Source organism: uncultured Campylobacter sp., from assembly GCF_938041645.1.
GTDB lineage: Bacteria > Campylobacterota > Campylobacteria > Campylobacterales > Campylobacteraceae > Campylobacter_B.
The window spans coordinates 1-16,766 of the sequence record NZ_CALIST010000048.1; the positions used below are offsets into that span (position 1 = coordinate 1).

Genomic DNA, 16,766 nt, shown 5'->3' on the forward strand with positions numbered 1-16,766 from the left:
ATATTTCGATAGACGAGCTTTATAAAATTTTAAATGAAGCCTTGTCTGAGTATGGTAGTGGCGGCATTGAAAATAGGGAATATGTTCCAAAAGAACACGAAGTCGTAACTTTTCTGCACGATTAAATATAAAGGATAAAAAATGACGCGAGAACAATAAGCAAGGTGAAAATTATAAAGTCACGTTGATAGATGCAAGAAAAGGATAAATAGTTTTTTATCCGATCAGAATTCAGCTCGGTAAATTTTAAAATTTAGCGCAGCGAAAGGCTAAAATTTGATGAGAAATTACGATAAAATGTCTTTAAAAGCGCCGAAATGAAACGCGATATAAAAGCCAAATTGATCTTAAAAGCTATATGAATTGGGGGGCAGGGTGATAATAGAGTTCATTAAAAAATGTTTTGAGCTAAAAGGGGTGAGGATTTTATTCTGGATCGCCTTGCTCATTTTTACTATAGATTGCTTGGGCGTTATATTTGCCAGCATAGATGCGGTTTTTTTGGCGGAGTATAGCGGTTACGATATCGCGAATCCGCTTTCTATCGTTATGAAAGCTTTTAAACTAACGTAGCACGAAGAAGCGAGCGATAGCGAAAGCGATATTTTCGGCGCTATGATATTGTATCTATTTTGCGCGACGGTGATTTTGCCTCTAATCATCTGCTGCTTTGTATTTTCTAAAATAAAGACTTTTATTCTGCTGGATAAAATATCCGGCGCATCTACATTTTTTATAAGTCTATTTTATACCTATTCGCTAGCTGTGATAATCCTAACAAGAGCCGATTTGACCTTGTTGGGTCATCTGTTTGATCGCTCAAATTTTAATTTTAGCATAATGATGATAAGCGCTTTATCATCGCTAATAATTGCGTCCGTGGCGGTTTTCATTCTAAAAAGAAGAGATAAAATTTAATGCGGATAAGTTTATGAGATCATCTTTTTTGACCAAATTTTGCGTAAATTAATACGTAAAATTTTATGAATAGAGCTTGAGATATGTAAATTTAAAAGGGGTAAATTTTGAAATTATTTTAAAATTTGATTCCGCTTCGGATTTAAAATTTTAGGTTTCGAAGTCTGAAATTTCGGTTATCGACTTCGAATTTTAAAATTCTAATCCTACCTGCCTTCTTAAATTTTATAATCTAAATCCTCGCTTTTTGAACCACGCAGCTTGAAGTCACTGTTTCTTAAATTTGAAATTCTAAGCTCTGAGATGCGGAGCCTTGCTCGATAAATTTTAAAATCTAAGCCGGAATTTAATTTGGTAAAAATTTTATCAGGCAGAATTCGGCTCGGTAAATTCTACAGAATGCTACTATGTAAGAGGAACAAATGAAGCTTTAAATAGAGCATTTTAATTCCCAAGAGGATGAAATTCTACCCCGCAAGGAACGAAAGTCGTAGGCTCTTATTCCAGGTTTCAATTCCCAACGGGATGGAATTCTATCGTTCGCTTAGCGCAGCAAAAGAGGCGCTCAATAAGTTTCAATTCCCAACGGGATGGAATTCTACCGAGAGTGCAAAACGCGTGCTCGTTTTTGGAAAAGTTTCAATTCCCAACGGGATGGAATTCTACGCAAAATCGACAACAGCCGCTTAAATGCCATCTAGTTTCAATTCCCAACGGGAATTGAAATGCGAAACTCACATATCCCGCATTCATCGCCTTTCCGTAGAATTCTATTCCACTAGGAATTGAAACGCTCTTTGTACCGGCAGATATGGCTCGGCATAGGGTAAAATTCCATCTTGTTCGTAATTGCTACCAGAACCGATCAAAAAAATCAAATCCCAAAAGCTTCGATATTAAAATTTCATCTATCCCGGTTAAAATTTAATGTGCCGATCGATAAGACACCTATTTGCGCAAGTCGGTTCGTCTTTACGGCATAATATGCAAAATTTTATAAAATTTTATGTTTATTTTATGCAGTATTCTGTATAATTCACACGGATAAACGAAGTGTTTTGATATTTTTACTTATGAATAACACGATTTTTATTCATTTTATACGATTTTATGTATAATTAACGAATAAATTTGTATAATTTTCATATGTTAGAAACGAGCGATATATTCAACATTTTGCACAATGCCGTCGAAGCCAAAAACAACGGCAAAAAAATCTCGCACGCCGCGATGGCGCAGAGGTTAGGCGTGTCGATGCGGACGTATCAGGACTGGCGCTTGGGCACGACCAAGCCGCAAGCCGCGACCGCGATATGTCAGATGTTGTGCGAGCTCGATAGCGACGACGCTGCGTTTGTGCTGCATAAGATAAAAAAACTTATAGGAGAGTAGAGTGCAAAACATTACTTTGCAAGAAAAGCTGGATCTACAGGGCATCTTTCGCGTGATTTATGAGAAAAAAGAGTCGAAATTAGCGATCTTTTACAAGGCACTTTTGAAGAAATTTTTTAAAAATTTTAAAAAATAACTGGCGGAGGCATTTATTTATTATACTTTATGTGGCAAAGGCGGTAACATCCATTAAATTTAGATGATTTTTCCTTTTTATGACGACCACGCCGATATTCTTTGTTTTGCAGTTTCAGAGGATGCTACCAAATTCTGCTTTATAAAATTTTTTCCATCTTTCTGCCTCTTTGACATCATCTAATTTAATTTTAAATTCTAACTTTGACACATGATCTTAAATTTGTAGCGTATTTAATTAAAATTAATGCAGAATTCCTTCTTTAACCTAGCTTTTAAGATCCCTGGCGTGCATTTTTACAAATATTTTGAATTGCTATTAAATGAGTTGCATTTAAATCTATTTATATTGCGGCAAATATATAGTTCGTTAAAATTTTAATTTGTGAGTAACTCCAAAATTTCATTCGTAACCCATAAATTTAACATATTTAGTAGGTGAATTAAAACCGAATGAATTTCATATAAGTACCCCATGTTGTATCCTATCCCAGCCATAACTAATCTTTTTAAATTTTATAGCGAGATGAGAATTCTATCCATTCCCGCCGCAAAAGGCGTATCGCGTAAATCCGATTTGATTTCAACAAGATAAATTCTACCTCCTACGCGAATCGTGCAATAAGCCCATTTAGGCGTTTCAATTCCCAAAGGATAGAATTATTCCACATCCCTGCGGGACGCTATAAAATGCAGTGGCAGAAGTTTCAATTCCCAACGAGATGGAATTCTACAATGCGGATGAAACTCGCCCGTATCGGCATTACGCGGTTTCAATTCCCAACGGGATGGAATTCTACTCTAAAATAGGCAATATGTAAATTTTAGTTATACAATGTTTCAATTCCCAACGGGATGGAATTCTACGCTGAATAGTTTTTATAAGGCAGTAGAGGATGGATAGTTTCAATTCCCAACGGGATGGAATTCTACCTTGTTCTTTTATGATTTTGATCGCTATTTCGTCGTGTTTCAATTCCCAACGGGATGGAATTCTACTATATTCGTCTAGTTTGTCCTTTACGGCTTCATCGCCGTTTCAATTCCCAACGGGATGGAATTCTACTATAGATCGCCGTATTTGGCATTTAGGCTGATGAGCTGTTTCAATTCCCAACGGGATGGAATTCTACCTACTCTCATTTGATGCACCGTGAGCCCCGCCGCAGTTTCAATTCCCAACGGGATGGAATTCTACGCCTTTTCGACCTTTTCGGTTTGCCCTTTCTCGTGAGTTTCAATTCCCAACGGGATGGAATTCTACCTGGAGGCGGACGGCATTTTAATCAGCGGAAATTTGTTTCAATTCCCAACGGGATGGAATTCTACGCGACACCTCACGGGCACGCCCGAAATCTCCGCAAAGGTTTCAATTCCCAACGGGATGGAATTCTACGCTGCCTTAACTACGTTTTGGCTTAGCGTTTTTGCAGTTTCAATTCCCAACGGGATGGAATTCTACAAAAGCAAGAAAAGCAAGAAAAAACGCAACTTGAGTTTCAATTCCCAACGGGATGGAATTCTACGTTTTAGGGGCTTTACGATGCTACTCAATGAGCTTTTGTTTCAATTCCCAACGGGATGGAATTCTACTCGATCTCGGTTCCGATATTGATGAGCTTATTGCGTTTCAATTCCCAACGGGATGGAATTCTACCGAAATTCCCGTCGAGGATAGATGTTATATTACTACGTTTCAATTCCCAACGGGATGGAATTCTACAAAACGTCGTGCAGATGTTTTACCCGAGCGAGGCGTTTCAATTCCCAACGGGATGGAATTCTACGAGATGCGAATAAACTCGCATTGGCGAATCACACTACGTTTCAATTCCCAACGGGATGGAATTCTACTGAAAGGATTCTTAAAATTAATAAATTAATGCATAGTTTCAATTCCCAACGGGATGGAATTCTACCCACAAAAGCAGGGGGAGTACCGCGAGCATTCGCGTTTCAATTCCCAACGGGATGGAATTCTACTTTGCATTCAAATTTATTTAAATGCAACGTCTTGAGTTTCAATTCCCAACGGGATGGAATTCTACAATTCGGATTTGCATATCGAAACTGAATTCTCGCTGTTTCAATTCCCAATGGGATGGAATTCTACTCTGCAAGGCATAGGTGATGATTTTAAAATTGTAGGTTTCAATTCCCAACGGGATGGAATTCTACTCTGCAAGGCATAGGTGATGATTTTAAAATTATAGGTTTCAATTCCCAACGGGATGGAATTCTACATGACCGCAGACCTTGCTTTCGCCATCGGCGGGAGTTTCAATTCCCAACGGGATGGAATTCTACGTTGAATTTTCATAATTTAATGTTAGTTCCATATTCAGTTTCAATTCCCAACGGGATGGAATTCTACTCTACTGCTTTTTTAGTATTTTCATTAGAAGTTAGTTTCAATTCCCAACGGGATGGAATTCTACTGGGGTCGGTATCGTGAATTTTATAACTCACATTAGTTTCAATTCCCAACGGGATGGAATTCTACTTTATCCGCTCTTACGATCGGCGAATAGATTACCGGTTTCAATTCCCAACGGGATGGAATTCTACGCGATAAGCTTTGCAGTCTGCGTAGCTTTTATAGCTGGTTTCAATTCCCAACGGGATGGAATTCTACGCGAACATATTAGCGCATAGTGCTGCCGAGACAAGTTTCAATTCCCAACGGGATGGAATTCTACGCGATGTTTTGGATGGGAAATTACCAGGAGGAGCCGCGTTTCAATTCCCAACGGGATGGAATTCTACGCTTACTCAAAACTAAAAAAATGAATAGACCGAGGTTTCAATTCCCAACGGGATGGAATTCTACCTAGATATGAAAGCTTTTTAAATGAAATCGAAAAGTTTCAATTCCCAACGGGATGGAATTCTACTGAGTTTTCCAAAGTCTTATTTGATGTATATACTTTTGTTTCAATTCCCAACGGGATGGAATTCTACTTACTTGTATTTCTTTAGCCGGGTTGAAAATTTTCATGTTTCAATTCCCAACGGGATGGAATTCTACATGGTGACGGCACTGAATTCGGTGTTAGTTATGACAGTTTCAATTCCCAACGGGATGGAATTCTACGCGTCCAAATCAATCTGAGTGAAATCATCAAGATTGTTTCAATTCCCAACGGGATGGAATTCTACACTTCTTTATCAGTTGTGAGACTGAATTATATCAGTTTCAATTCCCAACGGGATGGAATTCTACATGCGGCTAGTGCCTTGATCTACGCGTTCGTTTAGGTTTCAATTCCCAACGGGATGGAATTCTACACAATACTCGACAACACCATCAACTATACCATCGGTTTCAATTCCCAACGGGATGGAATTCTACTTGGTTTATTTTGCTTTGAGCCAAGTAAATTCACTTTGTTTCAATTCCCAACGGGATGGAATTCTACTTAGACACTCAAAACACCCTCACTCCGCGCACGAGGTTTCAATTCCCAACGGGATGGAATTCTACCTTATTACTATGCCTTATAGTGCTGAAACGAATGTCGGTTTCAATTCCCAACGGGATGGAATTCTACGATATACCCAAAGCGGAATTGGGTTTTGCGAGGAGTTTCAATTCCCAACGGGATGGAATTCTACTCAAGCCCCGAAATATACGTTTATGTTTCTTACGCGTTTCAATTCCCAACGGGATGGAATTCTACAATATGTTAAAAATATCAATCCAGTTCAAAGCATCGGGTTTCAATTCCCAACGGGATGGAATTCTACGGGGGCGGTAGGAGATTTTGATTTAAGAGATCTGCGGTTTCAATTCCCAACGGGATGGAATTCTACTCAAGGCGAGAGTGAGCCGCAGCCCGGAGCGAAGAGTTTCAATTCCCAACGGGATGGAATTCTACGGATTATTATCGTAGGCGCTAATGCGGAAAAATAGTTTCAATTCCCAACGGGATGGAATTCTACACAGAGAGGGATTTGAACCCTGATTTTAGGGTTATTAGGTTTCAATTCCCAACGGGATGGAATTCTACTGAATTGCCCCATTACGTCTAAGACTATTGATTTGTTTCAATTCCCAACGGGATGGAATTCTACAAAACGGCACCGCCACCCAAAACAGCTACGAATAGTTTCAATTCCCAACGGGATGGAATTCTACTTTAGCTTTATCTCTTCACTAAAAGCGCTACTTAGAAGTTTCAATTCCCAACGGGATGGAATTCTACATATTTACCTGCTATAAAAATGTAAATGTTACATAGTTTCAATTCCCAACGGGATGGAATTCTACTCAAGGTTGCAGATCGTATCGTCGTCTATCTCGATGTTTCAATTCCCAACGGGATGGAATTCTACCACGAGCTGGTGCCCGTGTTTCTTACTATTACGCTGTTTCAATTCCCAACGGGATGGAATTCTACGTTGAGATTTTTTTATATTTTTTTAATCTTTTTTCGTTTCAATTCCCAACGGGATGGAATTCTACTTAACCGGTTTGAGCTTAGAGCGATACAGCTCTTGTTTCAATTCCCAACGGGATGGAATTCTACGCTATGCCTCAAATCAATACTTCGCGGAGAAATTGTTTCAATTCCCAACGGGATGGAATTCTACGGAAAACGGCTGCCATACATTCCTTTTACGTTTTTGTTTCAATTCCCAACGGGATGGAATTCTACTATACGGCAAAAACCCGCTACCGCGTGCTTGATCGTTTCAATTCCCAACGGGATGGAATTCTACCTTGCCGTCTATGCGGCAGTTGAGGCATTTTTAGCATGTTTCAATTCCCAACGGGATGGAATTCTACCCAAATGGCGAGCTTTTGAATGTTGCTTTCGCAGTTTGTTTCAATTCCCAACGGGATGGAATTCTACAAAGTTAGTTCGATTTCTACTTCCCCTGTTGTTGTGTTTCAATTCCCAACGGGATGGAATTCTACCTTGCCGTTGTCGTCGTTTTATTTTAGCTCTTGGCGTTTCAATTCCCAACGGGATGGAATTCTACAGAGGTATTAAAATTGCTGCCCTCAGGACAAGATTGTTTCAATTCCCAACGGGATGGAATTCTACACTATAAGAAAATTACCCCTTTGACCCGCAGAAAGTTTCAATTCCCAACGGGATGGAATTCTACCAAAAGTTTCCTCTAGAAATAGTGAGAAATTTTTTGGTTTCAATTCCCAACGGGATGGAATTCTACCTACGCTTCGCGACACACGCTTTGGAGGCGTGAGATGTTTCAATTCCCAACGGGATGGAATTCTACAGCACGAATTTTGCCATTTTTCTAGGTAGAAAGTGTTAGAAGTATATATTTTTATGCCTTAAAATGGACTAAATTTAAAAAAGCTCCCGATTGCTCAATGCCCAAAATTAGGCATTTCAGAATCTTAAAAGCAACTTTATCACTATCTATATGTATCGTGAGTGCAAATGTTAAAATCTAAATATAAGATATTCAAAAATCGAAGTGTGAATAATAAAAAGCTGAAATTTTAAAAACATATGTGTTTTTAAAGCCAATTCGTTCGCCGTTCCGTGCTTCAGATCAAATTTATTTCAAAAGCACATGCATTTTAAGAGGGCGTAATCTATAGGCGTAAGTGATTCTAGTTAAGATTAAAAAAGCATAAATTAAGCTCGAAGCCCTGAGACCTACCGCCATACCAGCCCCTCGTAAGGCACGCTTTCACAGACGTATTTTTTAATCTGATTGGCCTCGCGACGGATAATTTGACGCCAGGTTAAGCTCTGTCCCGCTACGTTCGCGCAAGATGATAGTTTCTCAATCATTTTTAGCTCGATTTTTTGCACCGCTTCTTTACCGAATCGAATACGCCCCGCATCCGTTTCAAAATCTTTTGCCACAATCTCGCGTTTATTTAACATTCCAAAAATTAATCTATCGCCTAAAATAGGCTTAAAAATCTCTGCAAGATCTAGATGCAGACTTAGCGCACGGTAGTTTGGCTCGTGTAAAAAGCCGATGCGCGGATCAAGCTCGGTTTTGTAAATTTCGCTGAGGCAGACGTTATAAATACGCGTATTTACATAGCTAATGAGGGCATTAATTTTATCTGCCGGCGGGCGTTTGGAGCGCGTCGTAAATTTAAAACTGCGTTGATCCTCGATGATTTCGTTCCAGGCCGCGAAATACTGCTTGGCAAAGCCGCCTTCCACTGCATTGCCGCTGCTATGTCGCAGACGCGCGCTAGGGCATCCAGATGCGGCGTAGTATCGAGCGAGACGCCATAAGCCTTGCAATTAATGGCTGCATTTAAGATGCGAACGCGAGTAATCTCGCGAGCGATAAAAAGGCGCTTAGAAAGATCGTCAAAGGCCCGCAGCTGCGCCAAAAGTACAAAGCCGCTTTTGTTTACAGAATTTGAAGTATTCGGGAAAAAACTGCCGCGAAAGCTCTGATAGGCGCTAAAAATATGCAGCAAAATGTTATTATCAGCCAAAAACGCCATAGCATAAGTGTCAAGCTCTACCCGCGCCAAAATATAAATTTCATCAATTGCGTTAATCGGCAAAATTTTACTAGTTAAAATTCCGCCCTCGTCGTTAAATTTATCGAAATATAGATTATTATCTTTGCGGCGCAATCGGCCTGGGCTCAAAATAAAATGCGTGCGATCCGATTTTTGCATACTTTATCCTTAAATTTTAGCTGAAAATCGCTTCGTTTTTATCGCGTCCGATGACTAGGCGCTGTGAATATTTGAGCGAATTAAAAGTATAAATTACTACCGAATCAAGCTTGCTGGCGCATTCTTTTTGCAAAATCGCCAGTAATTTTTTAAGATCGCTCGATCTGATTTCACCCTCGAAAACGCTGAATTGCACGCGAGGCAGAAACTTCTCAACCGCCTTTCGGATGCGCGCGGCGTTATTTTTCTCCTTTTCGTCGCTGCTTGAAATATCGTAAAATAAAATGGCGTACATTCTATCTCCTAAATGCAATAATCACGATAAGCGCAACTCTCGCAAATCTTTTGCGGGCTAAATTTAGGCGGCTTTGGCTCGTTTACAAGGGCGGCGATGCTGTTTAGAATTGTTTCGATTTTAGTAAAATTTTCGGCGTTATCCTCAATGGCTATGACGGTTTTGCCGCTAATTAGCTTGCCTTTCACCTCTTTTAAATTTAAGCCTGTTTTTAAAAGATAGATATAAAAAAGTAGCTGCATCTTGCCTGCTTCTGGATTTTTTAGGCTCTTTTTATATTCGGTGATGAGATAATGTCCGCGCTGCTTGGAAAGCTTATCAAATTTCAAATTTGAAAATGCGAATTCCTGCAAACCGTTCTCTTTAATATCCGCTAGCGCCTTGCCCATCAGCATGTTTTCATCTTCCTGATTGGCGTGAATATTGTGTCCGTAAAGCCACGCCTCACGCTTACAGGTGATGTAATAATTCACAAGCGTGCCGGTGATTTGGTCCTTGCAAAACATTAGTCGAATACCTCTTCGGCAATCGTAAGTTTAGGAAGAAAACCATCAAATTTATTATAGAAATTGCCTGGCGGTAAGATATATCTGCCAAAATAATCTTTTAAAGTGGTTTTATAATCTTTTTTAAGTTCTTCTAGTAAATTTTTACCAACGGATATAGTATATAATCCCAAATCTTTTTCCGAATCTTTAATTTCTGCAATAATTTTAAATTTATCGTCATTTGATTGTAACAATTTATCCCGATTATCTAAAAACTTGTCGAAATGCCCACTATACTGCTCTACAAAAAGCGAAACCTTCCACTCCTGCTTTGGCATAAAATTTTCATTAAATTTTTTAAATAATGTTTGAAATTCCAGGTTTTTAGCGTATTGCAATAAATCTACGCTAGTCGTTTCATTTTTTGTACTTTCAAAATAGCTCTCTAGGACATTATAAATTTCGCTCTCTTTTATATTTTGCGATAGAATTTCCTTTATCTTATCCTCTTGCAGATCCGTATCGTGATATGGGAATGATTTACCTTCTAAATAATCAAAAACTATAACTTTTGCAGGCCTATCTGACAAGCCTTCACGATTTACTCTACCCGCAGCTTGAATAATAGAGCCAAAGGGAGCGAACTCTCGAAAACCTATATCAAAGCTAAGATCGACCCCCGCCTCGATCAGCTGCGTTGCAATCAAAATAATCTTTTTACCACTACTTAATTTAACTTTTATCTCGTCAATAATCTCAACTCTGTGAAGTGGAATTTGGTGCGTAGTCAAAAGATAGACGCTATCTTTATTCTCGCTTTTGTTTTTTATAACTTCATATAGCTTTTTAGCTTTTGAGATGGTATTTACGACACAAAGCACACTTTTATCTTTATGGGATAAAATTTCATCTTTTAGGATGTCAAAATCGTTTAAATTTGGCTTATAAACGAGCTCATATCTATCCCTATCTCGCTCGTATAAAACAGGGCTTGAAAGCTCGGTAAAATTTTCAAGCTCTGCTGCAATATGAGGCATAGTCGCAGACATAAGTATAAAGTGGATATTGTATCTTTTTGTAAATTCATTAAAAGCGGCAGAAATCGGCTTCAATAAAACTCTTGGGATATTTTGTATCTCGTCTATTATGATAACACTATCTCGCAAAGTTTCTAGTTTTAAATTATCTCTATTGTGATTTGAAAAAAATACGTAAAATAGCTGATTGAAAGTCGTAACGATAAAATTCTCATGCCAAATATCAGCCAAAAATACTTTTTGCATAAACTGCTCTTGCTCATCTTCATTATCTTTTTCTTTATCTCTTTTACTACTTTTATAGCTTGTTAGGTGATGATATTTTAGTACGTTTTGATACGATATTATCTTTTGATATTCGTTATGTGTTTGATCTATGATAGAGGTAAATGGTATAGCTGTTATAACACGTCTTTTATCGCCTTTTATTTTAGCTATTTGCAATGCCAAATTTAGAGCCAAAAACGTTTTTCCTATACCGGTGGGCGCTTTAATCAAAAACTTATCTTTTTGCGTATTATGATTAAAATTTTGAAAAATAAGTTCCTTCGCTTTTGTTCTGTATTTGTTTTTACTGCCAGTTTGCTTTGAGGTTATAATATCTTCTATCTTATTAAGATAAAGATCTATTTTTTCTTCACTTAAAATTTCTACATTTTTATAGGATTTAGAAAAAATAGCTTCAAATTTATCTGCCAAAATAAGCCTCGAATAGCGCTTCTTAAAAATAAAGTAGTTATCTAAAATTTGGTATTTTTCCAGCTCGGCCTCTAAATCCAAAAAACAGTCAATAAAATCATTAACATCGGGCTTTATCTCTAAATTCGATCTACAAATCACTTCATCTATCTTTTTAAATTTATCTTTTATTTTTGCTTTTATATTGCCTAGCTCGCTAAAGAAAGATTTAAGATCGGGCAAATCGGAATGATGTTTTAGAATAGTAAAAAAATTAGCTAAAAAATTTATATCTTTATCGACTCTAATAAAAAAATATATAAAAGCACTCTCTAGAGTATGCGTTGTTTTTAGCTTTTGTTGGGCTTTTTCAAAGTCCTCTTTTGAGGCAAAATTTTCTACTTCTAAATTTATATAATCTTGAAATCTCTGTGCAATCTTAGCAATATCGTGAAAGGATGCCGTCTCTTTATGATCACTTTCATCAAAACTATCGCTTATATTTTTTACATGAAAATTGTATGATTTTTTAGGATGCGAGTTAAAAGAGTTTGAAATTTGCATTATACAAATCTACAATGATAAATTTCATCGACGCAAACTATCTCGTAAATCTTAATATCTCTAGCTTTTATTTGCTTGTTAGATAATATTAAATTTACGCCCGAAGCAGGAGACCTCTCTGGCGTTAAAGTACTCGCAAAACTAATTGGAGAATATAAAATACCTTCTTCAAAATCTATATTTTTTACGTCATCTTGAAGCACGAACGAATCTATATTAATTTCATCAAATTTTTTCTCTTCATATTTTGTTATTTCTATGAATTCAAAATTGCCTGCAAATTCGCTATTGCCAAGATAAAATGAAAATTTACAAATTCTATTTTTTATATTATGAATCGCTTCGTCTTCAAGCTTAAATTTATCAATAAAAATTATATACTTCGGATAAATCAAGAGTTCTCTATTTATCGGTTTTTGAGGAGCTTTATTGTCACGCAAACCAAGCGAGATTTTTTGCATATCAAATTTAAGCAAACTATTTAGATGAGACTTTGTAAATTTCGTATAGTCGTTTATATAATTTTGCGAAAAACTCTTTTTCAAAATAGGAGCACATGAGATTACGCTATATTTAAAGTCGTCAAATCTATCATCATTTAAATAGTTATCTATGCCAAGTACAGCTGCCAACATACCACAAACCGTAGTTTTTGGAGGGATGGGTAAAGTGATATTTTGACTAATCCCCAAAGGATCTCTAAAACAAGCAAATTTACCCCAAATTTTAAATGCAAACATTACAGTTCTTTGGCCTCTAAATTTATATTTAAATTTTTAAAATTGTCCAGATACTTTTTAGCCGAATCATCATAAAAAACTACTACTTTTTCTATTTTTTGACTCATATTTTTTAACGACCTTACAAGAGCCGAGAAATTTAATTCACATTCGCTAAAAGTACGAAGCTGTTGAGAGTTCTCATTATCTATACTTACAAGCTCGTCAAGTAGCCCTATCATATAAGTATCTTTGTAGATAATCCTTATAAGCATTCTTGGTTTTTGTCCGACTTTACTCCTAGTGTTGAGCAACTTGGTGCCTTGCCACATAGAATCAAGCATATCGGCAACATCTTCTTCGCTCGCGTTTGTTTTATCGGCACTTAGAGAATTTATAGTACCGTACATTGCAAACAGCCCATAAGGTATATAATTATCGGTTCTAAATGTCTTATTTAAGCTATTGTCTTTACCGAAAGCGCCGGTTCCTTGTGATAAAATGGTCTCTGTTTCATTTAGTGATTTAGCCCAAGAAAATTGCACTGTACCTATAATTTGAAGATTGCTTTTTGGTGCTACTCCGCCAAAAAGTCTATTGTCAATGCAGCTTAAAAAAACTTTCTTATCATCTTTTTCATTTAAAGTACTCTTCAACTCAGTAAATCTGGTTTCTGCCGATTGTACCTGCTCTGCGTTATTTACAAATACGGTTTTACCTTTTCTATATTGCAGATCATCTCTGATCGTCCTTTTTACTCTAACATCGCTAACGACGGCTTTTCTATCGCTTTCATCGTATCTTGGTGCATTATCGTTTAGCATGTCGCCGTTAGGATTAGTCATTTTTGCATCCCATAAAAATAAAATTTCACTATGTTTTGCCAACTCACTCATTGTCTTCTCCTTGTTTTTGATTTTCTTTTTTAAATTTTGCATAATCATTAAACCCTTTAATGAAAGCGAAAGAAATCTCCTGTTGGGCTACTCTTATATTTTTTGGGTATATAAAATAAGTGGTAACTAATTGTGATAAATCATTGTTCTTGGGAGTATTTAGACTAAATAGCTTCTCAAAATAGGTTGCTTTATTAAAAATAGCTTTTAAATTTGATTCCGTTATTCTTTTGGTCGATAACCATTTTTTAAACGTCTCGTTCTTTTTTACAACTTTCCCGTTAGGATTATACGAACTATCGATAATACCTTTTGAATAAGCGCCTATTAAATAAGCTCCTTTTATTAAGCCATTCTCAAAATAATCGGGTTGCTCAAGCAATATTTTTTCAAAATATTCAGAAAAAAGTTCCATTCTACATCCTTATTGCATTTATATCTTTTAAAAATTTTAAAACCTTGTTTTCGCTTTCTACAAAAACATTCGGATACATTATCCACTCTTTTATGCCATCTTTCAATTTACTTTTATTTTCACCGTCAAACTCTCTAAAGTGCTCAAAACGCTTTAAAACTTCTAGATAACTTATTTTTAAATATCCTAAAAGCAATTTTGCTAAATATATTTTTTCTTGTAAAATTTTATTTTTCAAATTTGCAATGCTATTTGTAGATATAGCAAACTGTTCCGTAATCCTAAAATAATCCTTTAAATATACAAATCTGATATCATCATCCTCGTCTTGAACTCGTTTCATAGCATCCGTAATATGATCTTCTTGCATCAAATTCACTACCTCTCTTATCCTGCTTGGCAAAACATCTTCAAGAGTAGCAAATATTTTAACAGATAAATTGGTAACATTCACCTCCGTAAAGAATATATCGAGCGTAAAACTATTAATATATTTGAAATTTTCTATTTGCTTATTCAATTTTCCAATAAAGCTCTCTTCCCTAGCAGCTTCATCACTTAAAGTATTTGATTTTTCAAGAAAATTTATCATTTTCTTAAAAATATCTTCGTTAAAATTTACCATAGATGGAATTATTATATATTCTAATCCTTTGTAATAAAATTTAAGATTGTTTATCGCATACATCCAGCCTTTTTTGACTGATTGTGCTGTATTTTTTGACATAGGAAGACGGATTATGAATTGCTCTTTAAATTTATCATCATAGTTATCCATAGTAAAAAACTTGACATTCGGATCATACCCGCAAGGTTCTTTTTCTTGGGTAACAATATCTATCTGCTCCTTTAAAAAAGCGTTCCCTTTTTTGTCCTCTATATGAGGCTTTACAAATTCATTAAGATAATTTTGCAAAACTTCCGGCATGAGCTCATAAAAACTTTTGCCATTTATAAGTAAAATCAGAAAATAATCGCCTTGCTTAAAGTCTTTCAATCCAAGTTCATCATTTTTGTAGTTATCTATATAATCAAAAACAATCTTTGCTAAACTATGATTTTGTGGATTTGAATAGATTAAAATGGAATTTTGTAAGGTATGCGAAATAGCTTGGAATTTTTTATATAAATCTTTCTCGTTTTGATACTCGTAGTTTGGGTATAAATAATATGAATTACTAGTTCCACCTATCTTTTTTGTAAAAAATGTTTTTATGGTGTCTAATGAAGTTCGTGATAGTTTTGGAGTACTAAGAAGCCTCCCGTTCTCAATTTTAAAATCAATAGCCAAAGTTATATGGTCACTATCCTTAAAATTGGAATTTTTAATCATAGCCTTAACATCGTCGTCATTTAGCAGGCTGCCAATTTTATAGAGTTTATGAGCTAATCCCATATTTTATTTTTACCTTAAGTATTTTAGTTAATTTTACGACCATTTTACTTAAATATTTCTAAAATTATTCTAGATTTGAAATCAGAATAAGATTAAGGCATTAAGAGGCATATTTTATTGTGATTCAAAAACTAATTGCAATAAATACTGAACTCTATCTGCCCAAAATTTATGTCAAATATTTTAACATCTACGATAGGGCTAAAAAATATACACAAAATGCACAATATGTATTTTCCCATGCGATTAAGAACTTTTTTAGTTTTCAAATGTAACTCCTTATTGTTTTACCTTATTATAGCACAAAACCAAATAGATTTCAAGTTATATTGATTTAAAGGTTAACTTCCTTTTATTTTGGTAAAAATTGTACTATAATGCAGATCAAAGAATAAGGTTTCCCGCTGGGATTTAAAATTATTGTTTTAAAGGTTGTGACCTTATTCTTTTTGCTTTACAACCCCCAAAACCCCTACTCCGTAGTTCATGCACCCACTTCCAGTACCCGTGCCAAGGATCAAATTTATTAGTTCTGCATTAGCTACAATTTTCCATCTTGCCTGCCACGCATATACCGGCTCGCGATTGTTGCCGTAATAGAATTTCACAGACTCACCCAGCTTTTGCCACAATAAATTTAATTCCATTTCGCCATCATATTTTTGCCCCATAATCGTCTCAAATCGCTGTAAAATATTCGTCTTCATCATCTCTAAATGCCTGCTATCTTGCGGCTGCAAATAGACTTTATGCCCCAAAAGCCCGCTTACTGCGCATGCCACGTAGCCTTGCACAATAGCTTCGTTCTCGCAAATTTTATGATTTTTTGCTTCGACGGTAGTTTGCGTAAATAGAATTTCACCCAAGCTTAGCCCGTCTTTTAGCACTGCTAGCGCGATTTTACGTTCAAACTCCGGCTCGCATGAAGCAAATCGCACGCGCAAGTCCTCTCCTCGCAAGATAAAATCAAACACCGTGCGTTTAAAAATTTTACCGCTTGATTCGTGCCTATATCCTACGTGCTCTGAAGCCGGCAAGTAGCGATAAAGAAAGCCCTGAATCAGCTGCGAGAGAGATTTTGTAATTTTTAGATTTTTAGTTGGTAATTTTGCGTTGATGATTAGCATTTGCGCTCCTTTACGCGGTAAAATTCTACCCAAGGTTCGTGCAAACCTTGGGCAAATGAGCTCTAAGTGAAA

10 protein-coding genes, 1 pseudogene and 2 CRISPR repeat arrays are annotated in these 16,766 nt (G+C 36.4%); of the genes and pseudogenes, 2 read left to right on the forward strand and 9 right to left on the reverse strand.

The window, feature by feature from the left end; all coding sequences use genetic code 11:
• Nucleotides 1-1,359: 1,359 nt before the first annotated feature.
• Nucleotides 1,360-1,639: direct repeats of the CRISPR family, unit length 21 nt; unit sequence GTTTCAATTCCCAACGGGATG.
• A 425-nt stretch (nt 1,640-2,064) separates the two neighbouring features.
• Both Q0600_RS06980 and Q0600_RS06985 read left to right on the forward strand, forming a co-directional pair.
• Entirely contained in the window at nt 2,065-2,310 is a 246-nt protein-coding gene (locus Q0600_RS06980; RefSeq protein WP_040303199.1) for a helix-turn-helix transcriptional regulator, read from the forward strand.
• Nucleotide 2,311: 1 nt separating this feature from the next.
• Nucleotides 2,312-2,446 carry a hypothetical protein gene (locus tag Q0600_RS06985; protein WP_298758515.1) on the forward strand — a complete coding sequence of 45 codons (135 nt, stop codon included), beginning with the start codon at nt 2,312-2,314 and terminating at the stop codon, nt 2,444-2,446.
• A 636-nt stretch (nt 2,447-3,082) separates the two neighbouring features.
• Nucleotides 3,083-7,692: direct repeats of the CRISPR family, unit length 30 nt; unit sequence GTTTCAATTCCCAACGGGATGGAATTCTAC.
• A gap of 389 nt (nt 7,693-8,081) precedes the next feature.
• On the opposite strand, the pseudogene cas1 reads toward Q0600_RS06985, so the two are convergent.
• The 9 genes and pseudogenes from cas1 to Q0600_RS07030 form a co-directional block, all read right to left on the reverse strand.
• Nucleotides 8,082-9,079, reverse strand: a pseudogene (gene cas1, locus Q0600_RS06990) (CRISPR-associated endonuclease Cas1).
• A gap of 16 nt (nt 9,080-9,095) precedes the next feature.
• The gene (gene cas2 / locus Q0600_RS06995; RefSeq protein WP_298758518.1) at nt 9,096-9,374 is read right to left on the reverse strand and encodes a CRISPR-associated endonuclease Cas2; all 279 of its coding nucleotides are present in this window, start codon (nt 9,372-9,374) and stop codon (nt 9,096-9,098) included.
• Nucleotides 9,375-9,382: 8 nt separating this feature from the next.
• On the reverse strand, nt 9,383-9,880 hold the full coding sequence (locus Q0600_RS07000; RefSeq protein WP_298758520.1) for a Dna2/Cas4 domain-containing protein: 498 nt from the start codon (nt 9,878-9,880) through the stop codon (nt 9,383-9,385).
• A complete protein-coding gene (gene cas3 / locus Q0600_RS07005; RefSeq protein ID WP_298758522.1) occupies nt 9,880-12,141 on the reverse strand; it encodes a CRISPR-associated helicase Cas3' in 2,262 nt (753 codons plus the stop codon). The genes Q0600_RS07000 and cas3 overlap by 1 nt, the downstream gene beginning before the upstream one ends.
• Nucleotides 12,141-12,881 (reverse strand): CRISPR-associated protein Cas5, encoded by a 741-nt coding sequence (locus Q0600_RS07010; RefSeq protein WP_298758525.1) that lies wholly within the window; start codon nt 12,879-12,881, stop codon nt 12,141-12,143. Before Q0600_RS07010 ends, cas3 begins: the two co-directional genes overlap by 1 nt.
• Nucleotides 12,881-13,756, reverse strand: a complete 876-nt coding sequence (gene cas7b, locus Q0600_RS07015) for a type I-B CRISPR-associated protein Cas7/Csh2 (protein WP_298758527.1) — start codon at nt 13,754-13,756, stop codon at nt 12,881-12,883. Before cas7b ends, Q0600_RS07010 begins: the two co-directional genes overlap by 1 nt.
• The gene (locus tag Q0600_RS07020; RefSeq protein ID WP_298758530.1) at nt 13,749-14,171 is read right to left on the reverse strand and encodes a hypothetical protein; all 423 of its coding nucleotides are present in this window, start codon (nt 14,169-14,171) and stop codon (nt 13,749-13,751) included. Before Q0600_RS07020 ends, cas7b begins: the two co-directional genes overlap by 8 nt.
• Nucleotide 14,172: 1 nt before the next feature.
• The gene (locus Q0600_RS07025; RefSeq protein WP_298758533.1) at nt 14,173-15,567 is read right to left on the reverse strand and encodes a TM1802 family CRISPR-associated protein; all 1,395 of its coding nucleotides are present in this window, start codon (nt 15,565-15,567) and stop codon (nt 14,173-14,175) included.
• 440 nt (nt 15,568-16,007) lie between these two features.
• On the reverse strand, nt 16,008-16,694 hold the full coding sequence (locus Q0600_RS07030; protein ID WP_298758536.1) for a CRISPR-associated endoribonuclease Cas6: 687 nt from the start codon (nt 16,692-16,694) through the stop codon (nt 16,008-16,010).
• Between the last annotated feature and the right edge of the window lie 72 nt (nt 16,695-16,766).